This window comes from Chitinophaga polysaccharea (assembly GCF_007829335.1).
Taxonomy (GTDB): domain Bacteria; phylum Bacteroidota; class Bacteroidia; order Chitinophagales; family Chitinophagaceae; genus Chitinophaga; species Chitinophaga polysaccharea_B.
Genome location: NZ_VIWO01000001.1, coordinates 1,453,604 through 1,470,921 on the forward strand (window position 1 = coordinate 1,453,604; position 17,318 = coordinate 1,470,921).

Below are 17,318 nucleotides of genomic sequence, written 5' to 3' on the forward strand. Positions count from 1 at the left end.
GGTCACCTGATATGATTTGCGGATCTCCCTTTTTTGATTTTCCGGAAGATGGATAACTGACAGGTACTCCTTCTCCCGAAATCAAAAAAACAGGAGATCCGTAAATATTTTATATTGTGATAGTTTGAAAAAAGAACCCATGCCCAATCAACCAAACAAATGGACACGGATCTCTGCAGCCCTATTCCTGCTTCTATCCGGCGGGTGGTTGCAAAGCGGATGTCATACCCCCACTCCTGAAGAAAAAGGAAAAAAACTGGCTGATAAGTATTGCTCCGGATGCCATTTGCCGGTATCTCCCGATTTACTGGACAAGGCTACCTGGACCCAGCATGTATTGCCCGCAATGGCCCTTAAATTGGGAATCAGGGTATGGAGTGGCAATCACTATTATCCCCCGATGCCGGGCGAAAAACCGGCGCTTATTTCTATCAAGGAATGGACAGCGCTGGTGGCCTACTACCAAACACAGGCGCCGGAAAAGCTGATGCCAGCCAAACCGCCGGTACCTTTACAGCACGACTGGTCCATTTTTTCTTTGCAAACACCCGTAATGAAAGATAGCCTGGAGCCCGCTGCCACTACGTTGGTGGCGTTCCTGCCCGATGGAAACGGTTTACTCACCAGCGACGGCAATAACAATACCCTGACGCGGTGGAACCGGGACCGCCAGGTGGTGAATACCTGGAAACTGCCTTCCCCGGCTGTAAATGTGTTGTTTGCCAAAGACAGCAGTGGGCAGCAAGCTGGTGTTTTAACAGAAATAGGCAACATGCGTGCTGTGGATGTGCCTGCTGGCATCGTCACCCGTTTATCCCTCGATGATCCGCATAGTCAGCAAAAAGATCTCATGCCTTTCCTGAAACGTCCGGTACAAACCCTCACCGCCGATTTTGATAAGGATGGCCTGGAAGATATGCTGGTATGTGCTTTTGGGCATAATCAGGGGGGACTGTATTGGCTGAAACAGTTGCCGGACCATACGTTTAAAAACCTCCCTATATGGGAGGTGCCAGGTGCCTTACAGGCAATCATAGGTGATTTTAACCGTGACGGCTATACGGATATCATGGCATTGTTTGCTGCCGGCGATGAAGGGATCTGGTTATTTGAGAATGACGAGAAAGGAGGATTCACTTCGAAAAATATCCTGAGATTCCCGCCCCTGAATGGTTCTACCAGTTTCCAACTGACGGATTTTAACGGCGATGGACAACCTGATATACTATATACCTGCGGCGACAATGCCGATTTTTCGATGGTGCTTAAACCTTACCACGGTTTATACGTCTATCTTAATGAAGGGAATAATAAATACAGGGAAACCTGGCATTACCCGGTGAACGGATGCACAAAAGCTGTAGCAGCAGACTTCAATCATGATGGGAAAATGGACATTGCTGCCATCGCCTTTTTTGCTGACTTTCAAAACAATCCGGCTGAAAAATTTATCTTCTTTGAAGGAGGGAATAAACCACTTTCATTCACACCGCATGCACCACCAATTGAAAAAGAAGGAAGGTGGATTTGCATGGATGTAAAAGACAGTGACGGAGATGGTGACCTGGACATTGTACTAGGAAACTATGCGAGAGGGTTTATCATACTTGATGATTATAAGCCCGACTGGAAGGAATATCAGCCGTTTATTGTATTGCAGAACAATTCTAAGCGATAAAATGCAACGTAAAAAACGTTTGTTTATTTGGAATGAAAGCAGAAATATGTATCTTACGGCCATATTTTATTGCAACGTGTATTAATCTTTTTTTTCAAATCATTACTGTGGAGAACACTACCCATCATATGTTTTTGATTATTAATGCACAATCGTTCATAAACAATGTTTTCCCAAAATATACCTTATTGCATCGCGAATACCATAAGTGTTCCGGTGACACAAAGATATCCTGATGCATAATCAGGTTTTAGAATGGCGGAAGGAGAGGCAGTAATGCCTCTCTTTTATTTTATACTATTCACTGTACGGCCCCTCCATCGCCCTATTTTGCCACCTATCATAAAAAAACAACCGAATGCGGAAAATCCCATTATTCCGGGGTAATTTTATTCTGAAATCAGGATTATTGTTTTAAACAGGATATGTCAGTGGTTGAATACGTATATGACCAGGATAAAGTGAACACGCTGCTTAGCACGATCATCAGGAATAACGGGAACGAAAAAGCCAGCAACTGGCTACAGCAGCGTCTGGAGCTGCAACAACAAACCGGCGCTATCCCTGCTTTTAATCAAACTTTTACGGCTATTCCACGTTTCACAGGGAAAGGAGTTATTACACTTTCGCCTGCAGAAGAAGCAGCGCTACAGGCACTGGTACCTTCTTTTTTCGTACGTGGGTGGACGTTAGACCGGCTGGTGAGGGTCTGGTGGTTATTGCAATTGCCAGTATCCGATAAAGCAGTTTACCTGGATACCCTGGAAAAACTGTTTAACGCCGCAGAAATGAATGAGCTGGCAGCCTTATATAGCGCGCTTCCCCTGTTGCCGTGGCCGGAAGAATGGATAGGACGCACTGCTGAAGGTATCCGCTCTAATATTGGCCTGGTACAGGAAGCCATTATGCTGCATAATCCCTGGCCTGCCCGTTACCTGCCCGAACCTGCCTGGAATCAGCTGGTAATGAAAGCCATTTTCACCGACAAACCATTGCATCTCATCACCGGGCTCGATGAAAGAGCCAATATAGCACTGGTCAATATCCTGACAGACTTCGCCCACGAACGCTGGGCCGCCGGCAGAAACGCCGACCCAATGCAATGGCGACTGCTGATAAAATTTGTGACCGCAGATAATTTCCCGGATATTACACGCATCTGGCACTCGTTGAACAGTGTGGAAAGAGAAGCGGCCGCCCTGGTTTGTGCACAATGCGATTATGCACCCGCAAAAGAGTTGCTGACACAATCACCCGCGTTGACCGCTGCCATCCTGGAAGGTAGTCTCACCTGGGAAACACTGGCAGAGAAAATAGTTAAATAATAACATCACTAAATTGATTTGATATGTGTGGCATTCATGATTTAACAGAGAAAGATCTCCAACCACTCACCTATACACCCGCTTATCTTAATAAAATAAAAGGCATGCGCTTCTTTGATCCGCATGTACATATGACCGCCCGTACCACCGACGATTACCAGGCTATGGCAGATGCCGGCGTGGTAGCTATCATTGAACCGGCCTTCTGGCTCGGACAACCCCGTACCGGTGTAGATACTTTCCGCGACTATTTCAGTAGCCTGCTGGGATGGGAGCGTTTCCGCGCCTCCCAATTTGGCATTAAGCACTATTGTACTATCGGGCTCAATTCCAAAGAAGCCAACAATGAAAAACTGGCGGAAGCCGTGATGGAAATCCTGCCCCAGTTCATTTATAAAGAAGGCGTAGTGGGCGTGGGCGAAATCGGTTTCGATGACCAGACTCCCCTCGAAGAGAAATATTACCGTGCCCAACTGGAACTGGCTAAGGAAGCTGGTTTACCTGTACAAATACACACTCCTCACCGTGATAAGAAAAAAGGTACCCAAAGAAGTATGGATATCGCACTGGAACATGGATTGGAGCCTCACATGATCATTGTAGATCATAATAACGAGGAAACCGTGAAAGAAGTGCTGGATCGTGGCTTCTGGGCTGCATTTACCATCTATCCCTTCACCAAAATGGGGAATGAACGCATGGTAGCCGTAGTAAAACAGTATGGAAGTGAACGTATTATGGTCAATTCCGCTGCTGACTGGGGTATCAGCGATCCGTTAGCCGTTCCCAAAACTGCCGCTTTAATGCACGAAAGTGGTATTGACATGAATGATATTCATTTGGTAACTTACACCAATGCTGTAAAAGCCTTTGCGCAGAGCGGTCAGATTAATGAAGCTGACTTTGACAACGCAAAAAATGTGGATCAAAGTGAGAAGTTTAATGGTAGCTCTGTATTGCGCGGCGGTCAGCAGCCTCGAATCGATAAAAACACAACCATCATCCGGTAATGTCTGGCAGCTTTGTTCCTGCTGGCAATGAACCATGAAAACCTGAGTACACGGTGAGTTATATTGTTAGCAAATTGATAGGATACCTGCGCCTGATGCGACCCGCCAATATCGTTACTGCCATTGCAGACATACTGGCCGGGGTGGCTATTTCAGGCTATTGTATAAATGTTTCACTCAACAATGTTACGCTCGACGGCATATTACCCGTAATATGCCTTTGCCTGGCCACCATTGGATTATATGGCGGTGGCGTAGTATTTAATGATGTATTTGATGCCAGCCTGGATAGCGTGGAACGCCCCGAAAGGCCCATCCCCAGCGGGTTAATCGCTAAAAGCCAGGCAGTTATACTGGGTAGCTACCTGCTGTTGGTAGGGATCCTGGCGGCATTTTCGGTAGGAGGCCTTACCGGCTTCCCCGGATGGCTGGCGCTTGGAGTAGCTGCCAGCGCCCTCATATACGATAAATGGGGAAAACATCATCACTTCCTCGGTCCCTTTAATATGGGCCTTTGCCGCGGACTTAATCTACTGCTGGGTATCAGCATCGTACCTGATGCACTGGCCTCCTGGTGGTGGATGGGATTTATCCCCATTGTCTACATCGCAGCGGTTACCAATATCAGCAGGGGAGAAGTACACGGCGGCAGCGTTAAAAGCCTGCGCCTCACCGCCTTCTGTTATGCTGCGGTATACATCGCCATGGCCGTATTGGCGTTTTTACATCATCACATCTGGACGGCCCTTCCCTTTATCGTGCTCTTTGCCTATATGATTAACATACCACTTTTCAGGGCAATGAAAAACCCGATTGGTCCCAATATTGGTAAGGCTGTAAAGGGAGGCATTATTGCATTAATTGCTATGAATGCCGCATGGGTAGCCGCTTTTGATACACTGTCGTTTGCATTGGTAGTGCTGCTGCTGTTACCTGTTTCTATGGTACTGGGTAAAATGTTTGCCGTTACCTGACACGTCAGTTATTCTATGATACCGCGCTTGAGCGCTTCTTTTACCAGTCCCGCTGTATTTTTTACAGCCAGCTTCTGCGTAAGATTCAGCCGGTGTGTTTCTACTGTTCGCAAACTGATAAACAAGGCGGCCGCTATCTCCTGGTTAGAATATTCTTCTGCAATCAGTTTCAGGATCTCCTCTTCCCGGCGTGTAAGCGGAATGTCATACCCTGATCGCTTTTGGCCGGTGAGCATTTCGTTCAGCAACTGTCGCCGGATAATATCATCCAGGAATTGATCTCCGGCATATACAGTTTCTATAGCGGTGATCAGCTTCTCAGGATCAGTATTCTTTAACAGGTAGCCCATGGCGCCATTGCGAAGCATTTGCTTTACATAATGTGATTCCATAAAACTGCTGAGCGCAATCACTTTGATGCCGGGATGATTTTTTCGTACCTGCTTGCATAACTCCATTCCGTCCAGGTCGGGCATCTGGATATCGAGCAGTAATACATCTGGTTGCACAGCAGGCAAGGCTGTCAGCAGCGAGGTAGAAATATGGCTTTCATATACTACCTGCACCTGGCTATAAGGCGCCAGCATCGCCTTTATTCCGTTGATGACCAATAGGTGGTCGTCTGTTATGGCTACTTTGATCGACATATAGTAGGCGTTAAAATGAAAGCTGCATTTCCATAGGTGGTATCACCCCTACGTTGAATTCCATGTACGCGGTAGTGCCACAACCCGGAGAGGCCGTAATAGTGAGCTGTCCATCTAAAGACCTGACCCTTTCTTCCAGGCTGTTCAGTCCGATGCCGGTATGTTCCCCGGGAATATTTTTAAAGCCAATACCATTGTCTTCTACGGTAATGTTCACATATCCCCTGTGTTGGGTGATTTGTACCAGCGCCGTGGTGGCATAGGCATGTTTGATAATGTTATTCACCAGTTCCTGTACAATACGGTATACAGACAGTTCAAAGTTATTACGAAACCGGGGCAGTTCGCCGGAAGTATAAAAGCTGATCTGTAGTTTCCGTGAGTGGCTCACATTTCGGCAGAAAAATTCCAATGCGGCTGGAAGGCCTTTACGGGCAAGTATTTCCGGCGTCATATTGTGCGCCGTTTTTCGCACTTCCCCTATGGCATCATCCAGCATGCGCATGGCGTGATTGAAGCTCTTTTCATGTTGCAGGGAGAGATCCGACTGCAAGGCGCGGAAATGCATTTTTACGGCGGATAGCAGTCCGCCCACGCCGTCGTGAAGATCTTTGGATAAGCGCGTACGTTCTTTTTCTTCTCCCTGCATCAAGGCTTGTAGCACCTGCCTGTTTTTTTCCAGCTCCAGGTGTTGCAACACCTCTGACTGTATATGTTGCCGCTGGCCCGATTGCTTCCATATTACAAAAGACAGGACCAGCCATACCAGCAGATTAGCCAGGAAAACGACCATCCATGTATTGCCATCGGCCATGGGATGTTTCCAGGGCAGCGACTGCGCTACCAGGGCCTGCACTGGCCACAAGATAAAAACACTAGCAAGAAATAATATTCTCCACATCTCAGATGTACTTTGGCAACCACCAGGTTGCTATGTTTAAAAATGCAATGTTCGTAGGTCAACAAAAACAATGAATAAGCCTGGCAGGTAATAACATAGCTATCTCCAGCCACTCCAGTGCGTGACAACTGCTCAGCATGCAACAAAAGATGTGAAAAACAACCGATGTTACAGGGTTAACTACCAGGCAAACAATGCCTCATTTTTTGGTCAAACAATATTTTTCTTCCACTGTATAGGAAGCTTCATTTCTACAGCGATATAAAGGTCAATATTTCTGTTTTAATACACAATAGGCAGTGGGATGAGTGGATGCGTTTGTGGACCAATAGCAGGTAATGATGCGATGAAACTGTTTGTGGTAAAGGGTTTGTAGACAAACGGTTTATGTCAGTAGAACTACGCAATTTATAAATTAATGGTTTTTACCGTCTGCTACTGCCCCGAAAAAAGATTCCTTTGTATTCCGATAAATGATTCTACAGGCTAACCCCAAAAAATAGGCTCCGCTCCCGGAGCCTTATTCTTTGTAAAAAATCACATTTTTCTATGTACTTTTAAAGGCTATAGTTTTTTTAAGTTAGATGATGCGGATTAAGCCATGGAATATATTCAACAAAATTTCAATGTCAACTTTTCTTACGGAGTGTTCTTCAGCAGTCATTTATTCGATCCTGCCAATAACTGTTTAGCGACTTTCCTGGAGTCGAAGGCGGAAGATGCTTATGTAAAGAAATTGCTTGTAGTGCTCGATGGGGGTGTAGCGGCACATCACCCACAGCTAACCCAACAAATCCAACAATATTTCCGGCAGGTAAAAGGTTTTCAGCTGGCCCCGGAAATTATTACGCTCGCAGGCGGCGAGTCGGTGAAGAACGACCTGTCTTTGCTTTTCAGCCTGGTAGATGCCATTGACAAGTATGGTATTGATCGCCACTCCTATGTGATTGGCATCGGCGGCGGTTCCCTCCTGGATATGGTCGGATTTGCAGCCGCCATTTCTCATCGCGGAGTAAAACATATCAGGATACCTACCACCGTATTATCACAAAATGATTCCGGTGTAGGCGTAAAGAACGGCGTTAATTATAAGGGCAAGAAAAATTTCCTCGGCTCCTTTGCACCGCCGGCGGCAGTGTTTAATGATCCCGTATTTTTAACCACCCTCGATGCACGCGACTGGTGCTCCGGGATGGTAGAAGCAGTGAAGGTGGCGCTTATCAAGGATGCGGCTTTCTTTGAACGGATAGAAGCAACCGCCGTAGCGATGACTGCCGGCGATATGCCCGCCATGCAGGAATTGATTTACCGTTGTGCGGAATTACACATACAACATATTGGCGGCGCCGGAGATCCGTTTGAAAGTGGCTCTTCCCGCCCGCTGGATTTCGGTCACTGGAGCGCTCATAAACTGGAACAACTCACCAACTTTGAGCTACGCCATGGAGAAGCCGTATCTATCGGTATTGCACTCGACAGCGTATATTCGTTTCTGTTAGGATGGTTGTCTGAACAGGATATGCAGCGTATTTTAACCGTGTTGAAAAATATGCACCTGCCGGTATGGCATCCGCTATTGGAAAAGCAGGACGATAAAGACTCTCCTGTAATAGCGGGACTGGAAGAATTCCGTGAACACCTGGGAGGACGCTTAACCATTTCCCTGCTCCGCGCTATCGGTAAAGGAGAAGAAGTCCACCAGATGAACCTTGATTTGTTATACCAGGCAGTGGATATCTGCAAAAATAATCAGTGATGAAAACAGCGATTGGCCATCTCACCTACTGTACAAACATTCATCCCGGCGAAAGCTGGGGCGATCATTTTGCACAACTGAAAAAATTTATACCTGCTATCAAGCAACAGGTATCCCCGGATCAGCCCTTCGGCATTGGGCTGCGACTGGCCAATACCGCCAGCCTGGAACTCAGCAGGGAAGAACACCTGAAAGCATTTCAGCAATGGCTGAAGGAGAATGATTGCTATGTATTTACGATGAATGGATTTCCCTATGGCGGATTTCATAACATAGTGGTAAAAGACCAGGTACATGCCCCTGATTGGACTAACGCCGATCGCGTAGCCTATACCATTCGCCTGTTCCGCATCTTGGCGGCCTTACTACCCGCTGGCATGGAAGGAGGCGTATCTACCAACCCACTCACTTATAAGTTTTGGTGCAATCGCTGTGAGGAAGAAAAGAACTCCTTTACCGAAAGCGCTACGTTAAATATGTTGCTGGTACTGGAACAGCTGGTACGCATTCACCGCAGCGGTGGCCCGCTGATGCACCTCGACGTGGAGCCTGAGCCGGATGGGCTGATGGAAAATACCAGCGAATATATCAGCTGGTATTTTGACGAGCTGTTGCCCGCAGGTATTCCGTTTATTAAAGAGAAATTTGACGTGGATGACCAGGAAGCAGCAGACATCATTAAAAACCATATCCAGTTGTGCTACGACGTTTGTCATTTTGCACTGGTATATGAGGCGCCGCAGCGGGTGCTGGAAAGACTTCACCACTATGGTCTGAAAGTAGGTAAACTGCAAATCAGCGCAGCATTAAAGGCTGATATGCCGGCAAATACGGCCGCCAGGAAAGAAGTGACCGATGCGTTCCGCCGGTTCAATGAACCGGTGTACCTGCACCAGGTAATTGCCCGGAAAAAAGATGGTAACTTTATCCACTATCCTGATTTGCCACAAGCCCTGGCGGACGAGGATAACCCGGAAGTAACAGAATGGCGCTCTCATTTTCATGTACCTGTATTCCTCGATCAATTCGGCATTCTGCAATCTACACAGGAAGATATTAAACAGGTACTGGCGTTACAACGGCAACAACCATTCACCGCACACCTGGAAGTAGAAACATACACCTGGGATGTGCTGCCTCCTGAATTAAAACAGGAAATGTCGTTGTCGGTTTCGAGGGAGCTCAATTGGATCAAAGCACAGGCGTAACAACGGCAGGAAGCCGCTAAAAACTTGCTTTTCTGCCACCTGAATTATAGCTTTATACCGGAATTGTAACGGCGATCGTATTTATGAGAAAGACAGTAGTTATTGATGTAGTAGGGCTCTCCTCTTCTTTGCTGGAGCACCTGCCTTTTATAAAGGCTTACACACAGCAGCGGCACCTGGCCACGGTGATGCCGATGTTACCGGCGGTTACCACGTCGGTACAAAGCACCTATCTTACCGGCCAATGGCCCAGCGAACATGGTATTGTAGGCAATGGCTGGTACGACAGAACAGATGCAGAAGTGAAATTCTGGAAACAATCCAATAAACTGGTAGATGCCCCAAAAATATGGGACCGCGCCCGTAAACTGGACCCTTCCTTTACCTGTTCGCAAATGTGCTGGTGGTACAACATGTACGCCAATGTGGACTATTCCCTCACACCGCGCCCCAACTACTTGTCTGACGGCCGTAAAGTACCAGATTGTTATACTACTCCCGCTACACTCCGGGATTACCTGACCGAACAACTCGGTAAATTTCCCCTGTTTAATTACTGGGGCCCTACCGCCAGCATTAAATCCAGTCAGTGGATCGCAGATGCCACTATCCTGACCGATAAACTATATCATCCAACCCTCACCTTCGTATACCTGCCTCACCTGGATTACTGTTTACAGAAGTTTGGGCAGGACTCGGTGCGCAACGCAAAAGAGCTGAGCGAAATTGACGGGGTCGTGAAGCAACTGATCACCTATTATCAGCAACAAAACTGTGATCCGATTGTATTATCAGAGTATGGGATTACCAATGTAAATAATCCTGTTCATCTCAACAGGATACTCCGGGAACAGGGACTGCTGGCCCTGCGGGTGGAAAATGGCCTGGAGCTGCTGGATGCCGGTGCTTCCAAAGCTTTTGCGGTAGCAGATCACCAGATCGCGCATATTTATATCAACGATCCTTCCTGTTACAAGCAGGTGCGTAATATCCTGGAAAATGTACCTGGCGTACAACTCGTACTGGACCGGGAGGGTAAACGGCAACACCACCTGAGTCATGCCCGCGCGGGCGACCTGGTGGCGGTGGCAGATGCTAATAGCTGGTTTACTTACTACTACTGGATGGATGATAAAAAGGCGCCGGATTTTGCCCGATTGGTCGAAATCTTCCGAAAACCAGGGTATGATCCGGTAGAGATGTTTATGGATCCTGCAGATCCGTTCATTAAACTGAAGGCGGCGGGCAAACTGTTGAAGAAGAAACTGGGCTTCCGTTACCTGATGAACGTTATTCCGCTGGATGCTACATTGATTAAGGGGTCTCACGGCAGGTTGGAAGAAAACCCGGCTTATCACCCGGTAGTGATCAGCTCCGAACCGGCTTCCAAATCCCAGTTACAGGCAATTGACGTATATGACGTGATATGGAACCAATTGACCGGTAAATAACCAATTATGTATAAATATGGTTGTGCCCTGATGATGCTGCTGCTCTTGTCGGTAAACTTGCTGGCGCAGGATACCGCCTGGCTGGAAACGTTTAACCGGGAGCGTATTCATACCACCAAAACGGCCATGGTTGTGCTGGGCGGGTGGTCGGTGGCCAATATCGCCACGGGACTGGTCGGCATGGGGCAAGCTGGTGGGGAAGCCAAATATTTCCACCAGATGAATGTTATCTGGAATGCGGTGAACCTGGGCATAGCTGCCGCAGGCTATTTTGGCAACCGCAAACTCAATCCCGCCAGCTATAATATCCAAGGCAGTATCCGCGAGCAAAATAAGATAGAAAAGATTTACCTCGTCAATGGCGCCCTCGACCTGGCCTATATCATGGGAGGACTCTACGCCCGGGAATACGGGAAAAACCAAACCGGGAAAGAGCAGGACCGCTGGAAGGGATATGGCTCTTCTATCCTCTTGCAGGGCGGGTTCCTGTTGTTGTACGATATCGTGAATATCAGTATCCATCACCGCCATGGCAAAGTTCTCAACAAAAAATTTGATGGTATGCAACTGTCCTTTGCCCCTGGCCGCATCAGCGCCGGCCTCACCTTTTAATGCGTTCATCACAAAAGCGATGACTGGGAAGTTTATTATGCTATATTTATGCAACCGATTGTAATTTTTTGATACCGTTAATTAAAACGCGTAAATAACAGGAACGTTATGAAAAGAAGAGATTTTATAAAAACCGGTACCATGGCCGGTTTAGGAGCAGGATTAACTATTCTCAATTTCCCTGTTTTCGGGAAAAATGCCCCCAGCAATAAGCTGGTGCTGGGCGTAATGGGCGTTAATTCGAGGGGCAACTGGTTGGCCCAATGCGCGGCCAAGTTACCCGGTGCGGAAATTGGCTACATCTGCGATGTGGAAGACGGTGCCATCGCCAAAGGCCTCAAAGCCATTGCAGGCGCTCAGCAAAGGCAACCTACTGTGATCAAGGACATCCGCAAATTATTGGAGCGCAAAGATTTTGATGCCCTGTTTGTGGCCACCCCCGACCACTGGCATGCACCAGCGGCTATCATGGCCACAGCAGCCGGTAAGCACGTATATGTGGAAAAACCCTGTGCCCACAACCCCCATGAAGGAGAGCTGCTCACCGCAGCCGCCAAAAAGTACAACCGGCTGGTGCAAATGGGTAACCAGCGCCGTTCCTGGCCCAACCTGCAACAGGCCGTAAAGGAAGTAAAAGAACAGCAGGTGCTGGGAAAGGTATACTATGGAAAAGGATGGTATGTGAATAACCGCGCACCTATCGGTATTGGTAAGAAAATACCGGTACCGGCTACACTGGATTGGGATTTATGGCAGGGACCCGCTCCCCGCCGCGACTACCTGGATAACATCGTTCACTATAACTGGCATTGGCGCTGGAACTGGGGCACCTCAGAAACCTGCAACAACGCCACCCATGAGCTGGATTGCCTGCGTTGGTTTATGGACGTGGAATTCCCGACTAAAGTTACCTCTGCCGGCGGGCGCTATGCTTATCCGCCGGATGACTGGGAAACGCCCGATACCCAGATGCTGCAATTCGAATTTGAAGGGAACAAGGCCATTACCTGGGAAGGTCGTAGCTGTAGCCCATTTGAACTAGAAGCGGCGGGCCGCGGTTTTGCCCTGTTTGGCGAAAACGGAAGCCTGTATAATTCGGGTGGCGATAATTATAAACTGATTGACCCTAAAGGAAAGGTGATTAAAGAGGTGAAACAATCTGCCAATCCAAACCAGAGCGTCACCAACACCGTGAGTCCCGCCGGTGAATTTTACGATGCCGTGCATATCAATAACTTCCTGGAAAGTATACGGGGCAACGCTACCCTGAATTCTGAGATCAATATCGGCTATCGCAGTACCCTGCTTTGTTTGCTGGGCAATATTGCACAACGCAGTGGACGCATATTGTATACTGACCCCACCAACGGCCATATCCTCAACGATAAGGAGGCCATGCAGATGTGGGAAAGAACCTACGAAAAAGGTTGGGCGCCCAAAGTATAAAACCCGTTTTTATAAGAGGAATTCTGAGAAAAGGCGAAAGGCCGGATTTGAAAAAAAATATCTCCGGAGGCTAACAACCTGTACTCGGAATTCCTATCTTTACATATCTTGAAACCCTTTCTCCTATTAGGTTTATAGACTAGCAATAAATATAATAAGTTGTTATCCTCCATAACTTTTAGTTATCGCTTTTATTTGTTTATGGAATGTGGTTCCCCTAATTTTGGTTACCTGTAATTTTATAACCAACCACACCAACCTGGTATATTTCCCCGGAGGGGATGATCACATGGAGTTTTTACAACAATCTCAGTACCTGCCAGTATTACTGATAGGTTTAATAGTAGGTTATTTGTCCGGTTTATTGGGTAAAGGAGGCAGTGCTATCAGCACACCTGCTTTGCAGATATTTGCCGGGGTAAACCCCTTCTTTGCGCTGGCATCTCCACTGCCGGCATCTATCACCAGCACTTTATCTGCCACCGCCGTGTATAGTAAAGAAAAATTGTTTAACCGCCGGGTAATCCTGCTGGGCGCTGCTTTTGGCGTTCCTGCTACCATTTTGGGTTCCTGGTTGAGTAGTTATTTGCCGGGGAAGTCGTTGATGATCATGACCGCCCTCTTTATTATGATTACAGGTTTGTCGTTGTTGTATTCCTTTCTACGGGAGAAACCCGTTAATGAAAACCGCCTGGAAAGCAGTGAGGTGCCGGGAGGTAAGCTGGTAGCTGCCGCGTTGTTTATTGGCTTTTTATCAGGCCTGCTGGCCAATGCCGGTGGGATATTATTCAGCTCTTTTTTTATAAAGCAATTGAAGATGCCCATTAAGCAGGCGCTGGCGTGTGCAGTGGTATTATCGGCGGTATTGTCGATACCTGGCGCAATTACACACTGGTGCCTGGGGCATATAGATTGGAATATTGCATTGTTATTGTCGCTCACTGCATTTCCCGCTTCTTACCTGGGGGCTAAAACAGCGGTAAAAATGAAAACACCGGTACTCGAAAAATTATTTGCACTTACCCTGGTCGTATTTGGCGTATACGACATCTTCTTCACGATCTGGAAATAATCAGGCGTGGGCCTTCATTTTATGGATAGCTTCCTGTTCAAAGGGAGGCAATGAATTTACAATCAGCTCATATGCATTCTGCAGGAAGGTTTCGAGTTCAGGCTCCGGCAGCATATTTTCATTGTTTAACTGTACCCAATGGTAACGCGCCAGGTGAGGCGCAGGTACAATCCCGGGCCGGGATATCAATTGGTGAAACTGTGATTGACTACACTTGAAAGACACCCGGTGAGGAGGGTCGAGGGAAAGCATACAAAATAGTTTCTCGCCTACATAAAAGCGCAGCTCATTGTCCCACTTTTTTTCAGTGATGACCGCCGGGAGAGACCGGCACAAATCCAGGGTGTGATCAAACATAACAGCAGGTTTTAAAGAATATTATTTAAAGCCGCTTTTTAGAACGGCTGATACCGACAACAAATGTCACGCATTAACATATTAAAATATGACGTATGCGTGGCTAACGTAACAACTAAGCTGTAAATAGTGATTGAATTGCCTTATAAAAATAGGAAATAAAACGCAATATACGGTGTTAAAAAAGTATTGCCGTGGTTGCTGGCAATTCCAGAACTGGTTACTGGGTTGTATTCAGTACCGGTTGTTCATAATTTATTAATCAAAATTTAATTACCCGGAACCAGCCGGCTAATTCCCATAGGCCTTTAGCTTTGTGGCTTTGAGAAAGAAAAAAAAGTATCTTGCCCCTGGATTAATACTTTTTACAGCACATGATACTGGACTTACTGTCGAATGCTCCTCTTTACTACCGTTTAGGCGTTAAATTTATCAAGGCTTTTGAATACCTGGCACAAACCGACCTGGCAGCACTTGATAAAGGAAAATATGAAATAGAGGGCAACAATATTTTCGCAATCGTTAACGAATACGATACCGTGGATGCAGCTACTGAACAGATGGAATCGCACAAACAATATATCGATGTCCAATACATAGTATCCGGGTCAGAGCTGATAGGGCACGACTTCCTGAAAGACCAGCAGCCCTCTAAAGCATATGATGAGGCAACAGACTACCAGTTGTTTGCAGAAGATCCTATGTTTTTCTCGAGGCTGGAAAAAGGCATGTTTGCTATTTTCTTTCCTACAGATTTACACATGCCTAATATCAAGGTAAGTACACCTGCGCCGGTGAAAAAAGTTGTGGTAAAGATAGCCGTTAACTTATAGTATATTGTTCCCGGCATCCTGGTCGACGGTGTTCAGGATGCCCGTAATTGTGCACTACCTCGTTTTCCACTTATGAAATAGCAGTGACCGATGAACAGTGATCGACCAACACCATATTCCGGACAAATTCCAGCCGATTTGCCGGCAGCGGATGCTGCTGCGAATACGCTACTGTGGAATCGTGTACGGAATGGCCAGCAGGAAGCACTGGTACTGCTGTATGAGCGATTGTATTTTTATCTTGTAAATTATGGTATCCGCATCTGTGGCGATATAGAAATTACGAAAGATGCTATTAACGACCTGTTTCTCGAAATCTGGGATCAACGCCACAAGCAACCGGAAGTGGCCAATGTAAAATCCTATTTACTCACCTGGTTGCGCCGGCGCATTTTTGCAGATATCCACCATAGCAAAAAAACAACCGAGGCCGCCGGGGCCTGGTCAGATACGGCTACCCCACATGAATTATCGTATGAGGAATGTATCGTAGCCATCCAGACATCCGATGAAATAAAGCAAAAAATCAGGCGCGCCATGGCAGCACTCACCCCCCGGCAAAAAGAACTGATCCAGCTCAGGTACTTCGATGGCCTTAGCATGGAGGAAGTGAGCCAACGCACCGGTATTAGCACCAAAACCGTCTATAATACCCTGGGTAGCGCCCTGAAATGCCTTTCGGCAGAGCTTTCCCTCCTGGTTATTTTGCTGTGGATGCTCAGTAAATAGCCATTTACCCCCTGTTCTTTTCCCTCAAAAAAAAAATTAAAAAAAGTTGGCTTTTTCTTGGGAATAAATCACCATTTCTTACACTAGTTATTACTAAGCGTAACAATGAACCATCAATTTAATGTTGCCGAAGACTTTCTGTTGGACGATTCTTTCCTTCGTTTCTGCATCGGGGTTAATGAACACGATGTAGCATACTGGGAAAAATGGATCTCCGAAAACCCGGACAAACGCCCCGTGTTTGACCAGGCATGCAGGATGTTTGCTATTATTAACGGGCAACAGGGGAAGCTGGATGTAGAAGTGAATAAGTTCAGGACCCTGTTGCAACAGCATATCGATACTACCGCCCCAGAGGCAGCTCCTAACTCTTCCATCCGTTATATGACCCGCTGGCGCGCTGCTGCAGCCATTTTATTGCTGGCAGCAGGAAGCGCTGCGTGGTTTTACTATAGCGGTAAAAAGGTGGCTACCTCCACGCGCGCTGCCATTGCACAAAATGATGTGCTGCCGGGTGGCGCCAAAGCCAGCCTGGTACTGGGAGATGGCACGGCGGTATCGCTGGACTCCCTGAATGAGCAGGACCTGAAGGAAAAAGATGGCACCCGGATCGGCAATGATAACGGAAAGCTCGTATACGATGTATCCGGCACTTCCGGCGACAAAGTTACTTTCAATACCCTCTCGACTCCCCGTGGTGGCGAATACCAGCTGGTATTGCCCGATGGCTCTAAAGTGTGGCTGAACGCCGCTTCTTCCCTGCGCTTTCCTACCCGGTTTACGGGCGCCGACAGAACAGTGGTGCTCACGGGAGAAGCCTACTTTGAAGTAGCTGCCAATGCAACACAACCCTTTCAGGTTCAATTAAATAATGGGCTAAAGGTAGCAGTATTGGGCACCGCGTTCAATGTAATGGCCTACGACGACGAAAAAACAGTGAACACCACCCTGGTCAGTGGAAAAGTAAAAGTAAACCAGCAAAATGGCAACAATGTATTGCTCCAGCCATCAGAGCAGGCAGTACTCACCAAAAACAATCAACAGCTCCAGGTCAGCGAAGCTGATATAGATAAAGCGATATCATGGAAAATGGGAACGTTCGAATTTGATGATGATGATTTAGCTACCGTTATGAGACAGCTGTCGCGCTGGTACGATGTGAATGTAAAATTTACCGGACCGGTACCGGATAAGCATTATACCGGGTCAATACGTAAACAGGCCACGTTATCCCAGGCATTACAAATTTTGAAAACTGCCGGGGTACAATTTAACATTGAAGGAAAACAAATCATCGTTGAAGCAAAATAATAGCAAAA

16 protein-coding genes are annotated in these 17,318 nt (G+C 47.1%); 13 read left to right on the forward strand and 3 right to left on the reverse strand.

Features of this window, described 5'->3' with window-relative positions:
• Nucleotides 1–139 precede the first annotated feature (139 nt).
• From FHW36_RS06185 to eboC, 4 genes are all read left to right on the forward strand, one after another.
• Nucleotides 140–1,678 (forward strand): FG-GAP-like repeat-containing protein, encoded by a 1,539-nt coding sequence (locus tag FHW36_RS06185; RefSeq protein ID WP_145663900.1) that lies wholly within the window; start codon nucleotides 140–142, stop codon nucleotides 1,676–1,678.
• Between the two features lie 425 nt (nucleotides 1,679–2,103).
• Nucleotides 2,104–3,003: an EboA domain-containing protein gene (locus FHW36_RS06190; RefSeq protein WP_145663903.1), complete on the forward strand. Its 900-nt coding sequence runs from the start codon at nucleotides 2,104–2,106 to the stop codon at nucleotides 3,001–3,003.
• A 23-nt stretch (nucleotides 3,004–3,026) separates the two neighbouring features.
• Nucleotides 3,027–4,013: a TatD family hydrolase gene (locus FHW36_RS06195; RefSeq protein ID WP_145663906.1), complete on the forward strand. Its 987-nt coding sequence runs from the start codon at nucleotides 3,027–3,029 to the stop codon at nucleotides 4,011–4,013.
• A 53-nt stretch (nucleotides 4,014–4,066) separates the two neighbouring features.
• Nucleotides 4,067–4,987 (forward strand): UbiA-like protein EboC, encoded by a 921-nt coding sequence (gene eboC, locus FHW36_RS06200; protein WP_222428997.1) that lies wholly within the window; start codon nucleotides 4,067–4,069, stop codon nucleotides 4,985–4,987.
• An 8-nt stretch (nucleotides 4,988–4,995) separates the two neighbouring features.
• Here eboC and FHW36_RS06205 read toward each other — a convergent pair whose 3' ends face one another.
• A complete protein-coding gene (locus FHW36_RS06205; RefSeq protein WP_145663910.1) occupies nucleotides 4,996–5,634 on the reverse strand; it encodes a response regulator in 639 nt (212 codons plus the stop codon).
• A 10-nt stretch (nucleotides 5,635–5,644) separates the two neighbouring features.
• Nucleotides 5,645–6,535, reverse strand: coding sequence for a sensor histidine kinase (locus FHW36_RS06210; RefSeq protein ID WP_145663913.1), 891 nt, complete (start codon nucleotides 6,533–6,535; stop codon nucleotides 5,645–5,647).
• A gap of 601 nt (nucleotides 6,536–7,136) precedes the next feature.
• On the opposite strand from FHW36_RS06210, the gene FHW36_RS06215 reads away from it, so the two are divergent.
• The 6 genes from FHW36_RS06215 to FHW36_RS06240 all read left to right on the forward strand — a co-directional run bounded on the left by FHW36_RS06215 (nucleotide 7,137) and on the right by FHW36_RS06240 (nucleotide 14,080).
• Entirely contained in the window at nucleotides 7,137–8,291 is a 1,155-nt protein-coding gene (locus FHW36_RS06215; protein WP_145663916.1) for a 3-dehydroquinate synthase, read from the forward strand.
• A complete protein-coding gene (gene eboE, locus FHW36_RS06220; protein ID WP_145663918.1) occupies nucleotides 8,291–9,499 on the forward strand; it encodes a metabolite traffic protein EboE in 1,209 nt (402 codons plus the stop codon). The genes FHW36_RS06215 and eboE overlap by 1 nt, the downstream gene beginning before the upstream one ends.
• Before the next feature lie 83 nt (nucleotides 9,500–9,582).
• Nucleotides 9,583–10,950: an alkaline phosphatase family protein gene (locus FHW36_RS06225; RefSeq protein WP_145663920.1), complete on the forward strand. Its 1,368-nt coding sequence runs from the start codon at nucleotides 9,583–9,585 to the stop codon at nucleotides 10,948–10,950.
• A 6-nt stretch (nucleotides 10,951–10,956) separates the two neighbouring features.
• Nucleotides 10,957–11,562: a DUF6992 family protein gene (locus FHW36_RS06230; protein WP_145663923.1), complete on the forward strand. Its 606-nt coding sequence runs from the start codon at nucleotides 10,957–10,959 to the stop codon at nucleotides 11,560–11,562.
• 108 nt (nucleotides 11,563–11,670) lie between these two features.
• Nucleotides 11,671–13,008, forward strand: a complete 1,338-nt coding sequence (locus FHW36_RS06235) for a Gfo/Idh/MocA family protein (protein WP_145663926.1) — start codon at nucleotides 11,671–11,673, stop codon at nucleotides 13,006–13,008.
• Between the two features lie 208 nt (nucleotides 13,009–13,216).
• Complete coding sequence (locus tag FHW36_RS06240) at nucleotides 13,217–14,080, forward strand: sulfite exporter TauE/SafE family protein (RefSeq protein WP_246121083.1); 864 nt, start codon at nucleotides 13,217–13,219, stop codon at nucleotides 14,078–14,080.
• Here FHW36_RS06240 and FHW36_RS06245 read toward each other — a convergent pair whose 3' ends face one another.
• Nucleotides 14,081–14,437 carry an MmcQ/YjbR family DNA-binding protein gene (locus tag FHW36_RS06245; RefSeq protein WP_145663928.1) on the reverse strand — a complete coding sequence of 119 codons (357 nt, stop codon included), beginning with the start codon at nucleotides 14,435–14,437 and terminating at the stop codon, nucleotides 14,081–14,083.
• 374 nt (nucleotides 14,438–14,811) lie between these two features.
• Here FHW36_RS06245 and FHW36_RS06250 point away from each other — a divergent pair, with 374 nt between their 5' ends.
• From FHW36_RS06250 to FHW36_RS06260, 3 genes are all read left to right on the forward strand, one after another.
• A complete protein-coding gene (locus tag FHW36_RS06250; protein ID WP_145663930.1) occupies nucleotides 14,812–15,270 on the forward strand; it encodes a YhcH/YjgK/YiaL family protein in 459 nt (152 codons plus the stop codon).
• 90 nt (nucleotides 15,271–15,360) lie between these two features.
• On the forward strand, nucleotides 15,361–15,999 hold the full coding sequence (locus tag FHW36_RS06255) for an RNA polymerase sigma factor (protein WP_145663932.1): 639 nt from the start codon (nucleotides 15,361–15,363) through the stop codon (nucleotides 15,997–15,999).
• Between the two features lie 105 nt (nucleotides 16,000–16,104).
• Complete coding sequence (locus FHW36_RS06260) at nucleotides 16,105–17,310, forward strand: FecR family protein (RefSeq protein ID WP_145663934.1); 1,206 nt, start codon at nucleotides 16,105–16,107, stop codon at nucleotides 17,308–17,310.
• Nucleotides 17,311–17,318: the final 8 nt, after the last annotated feature.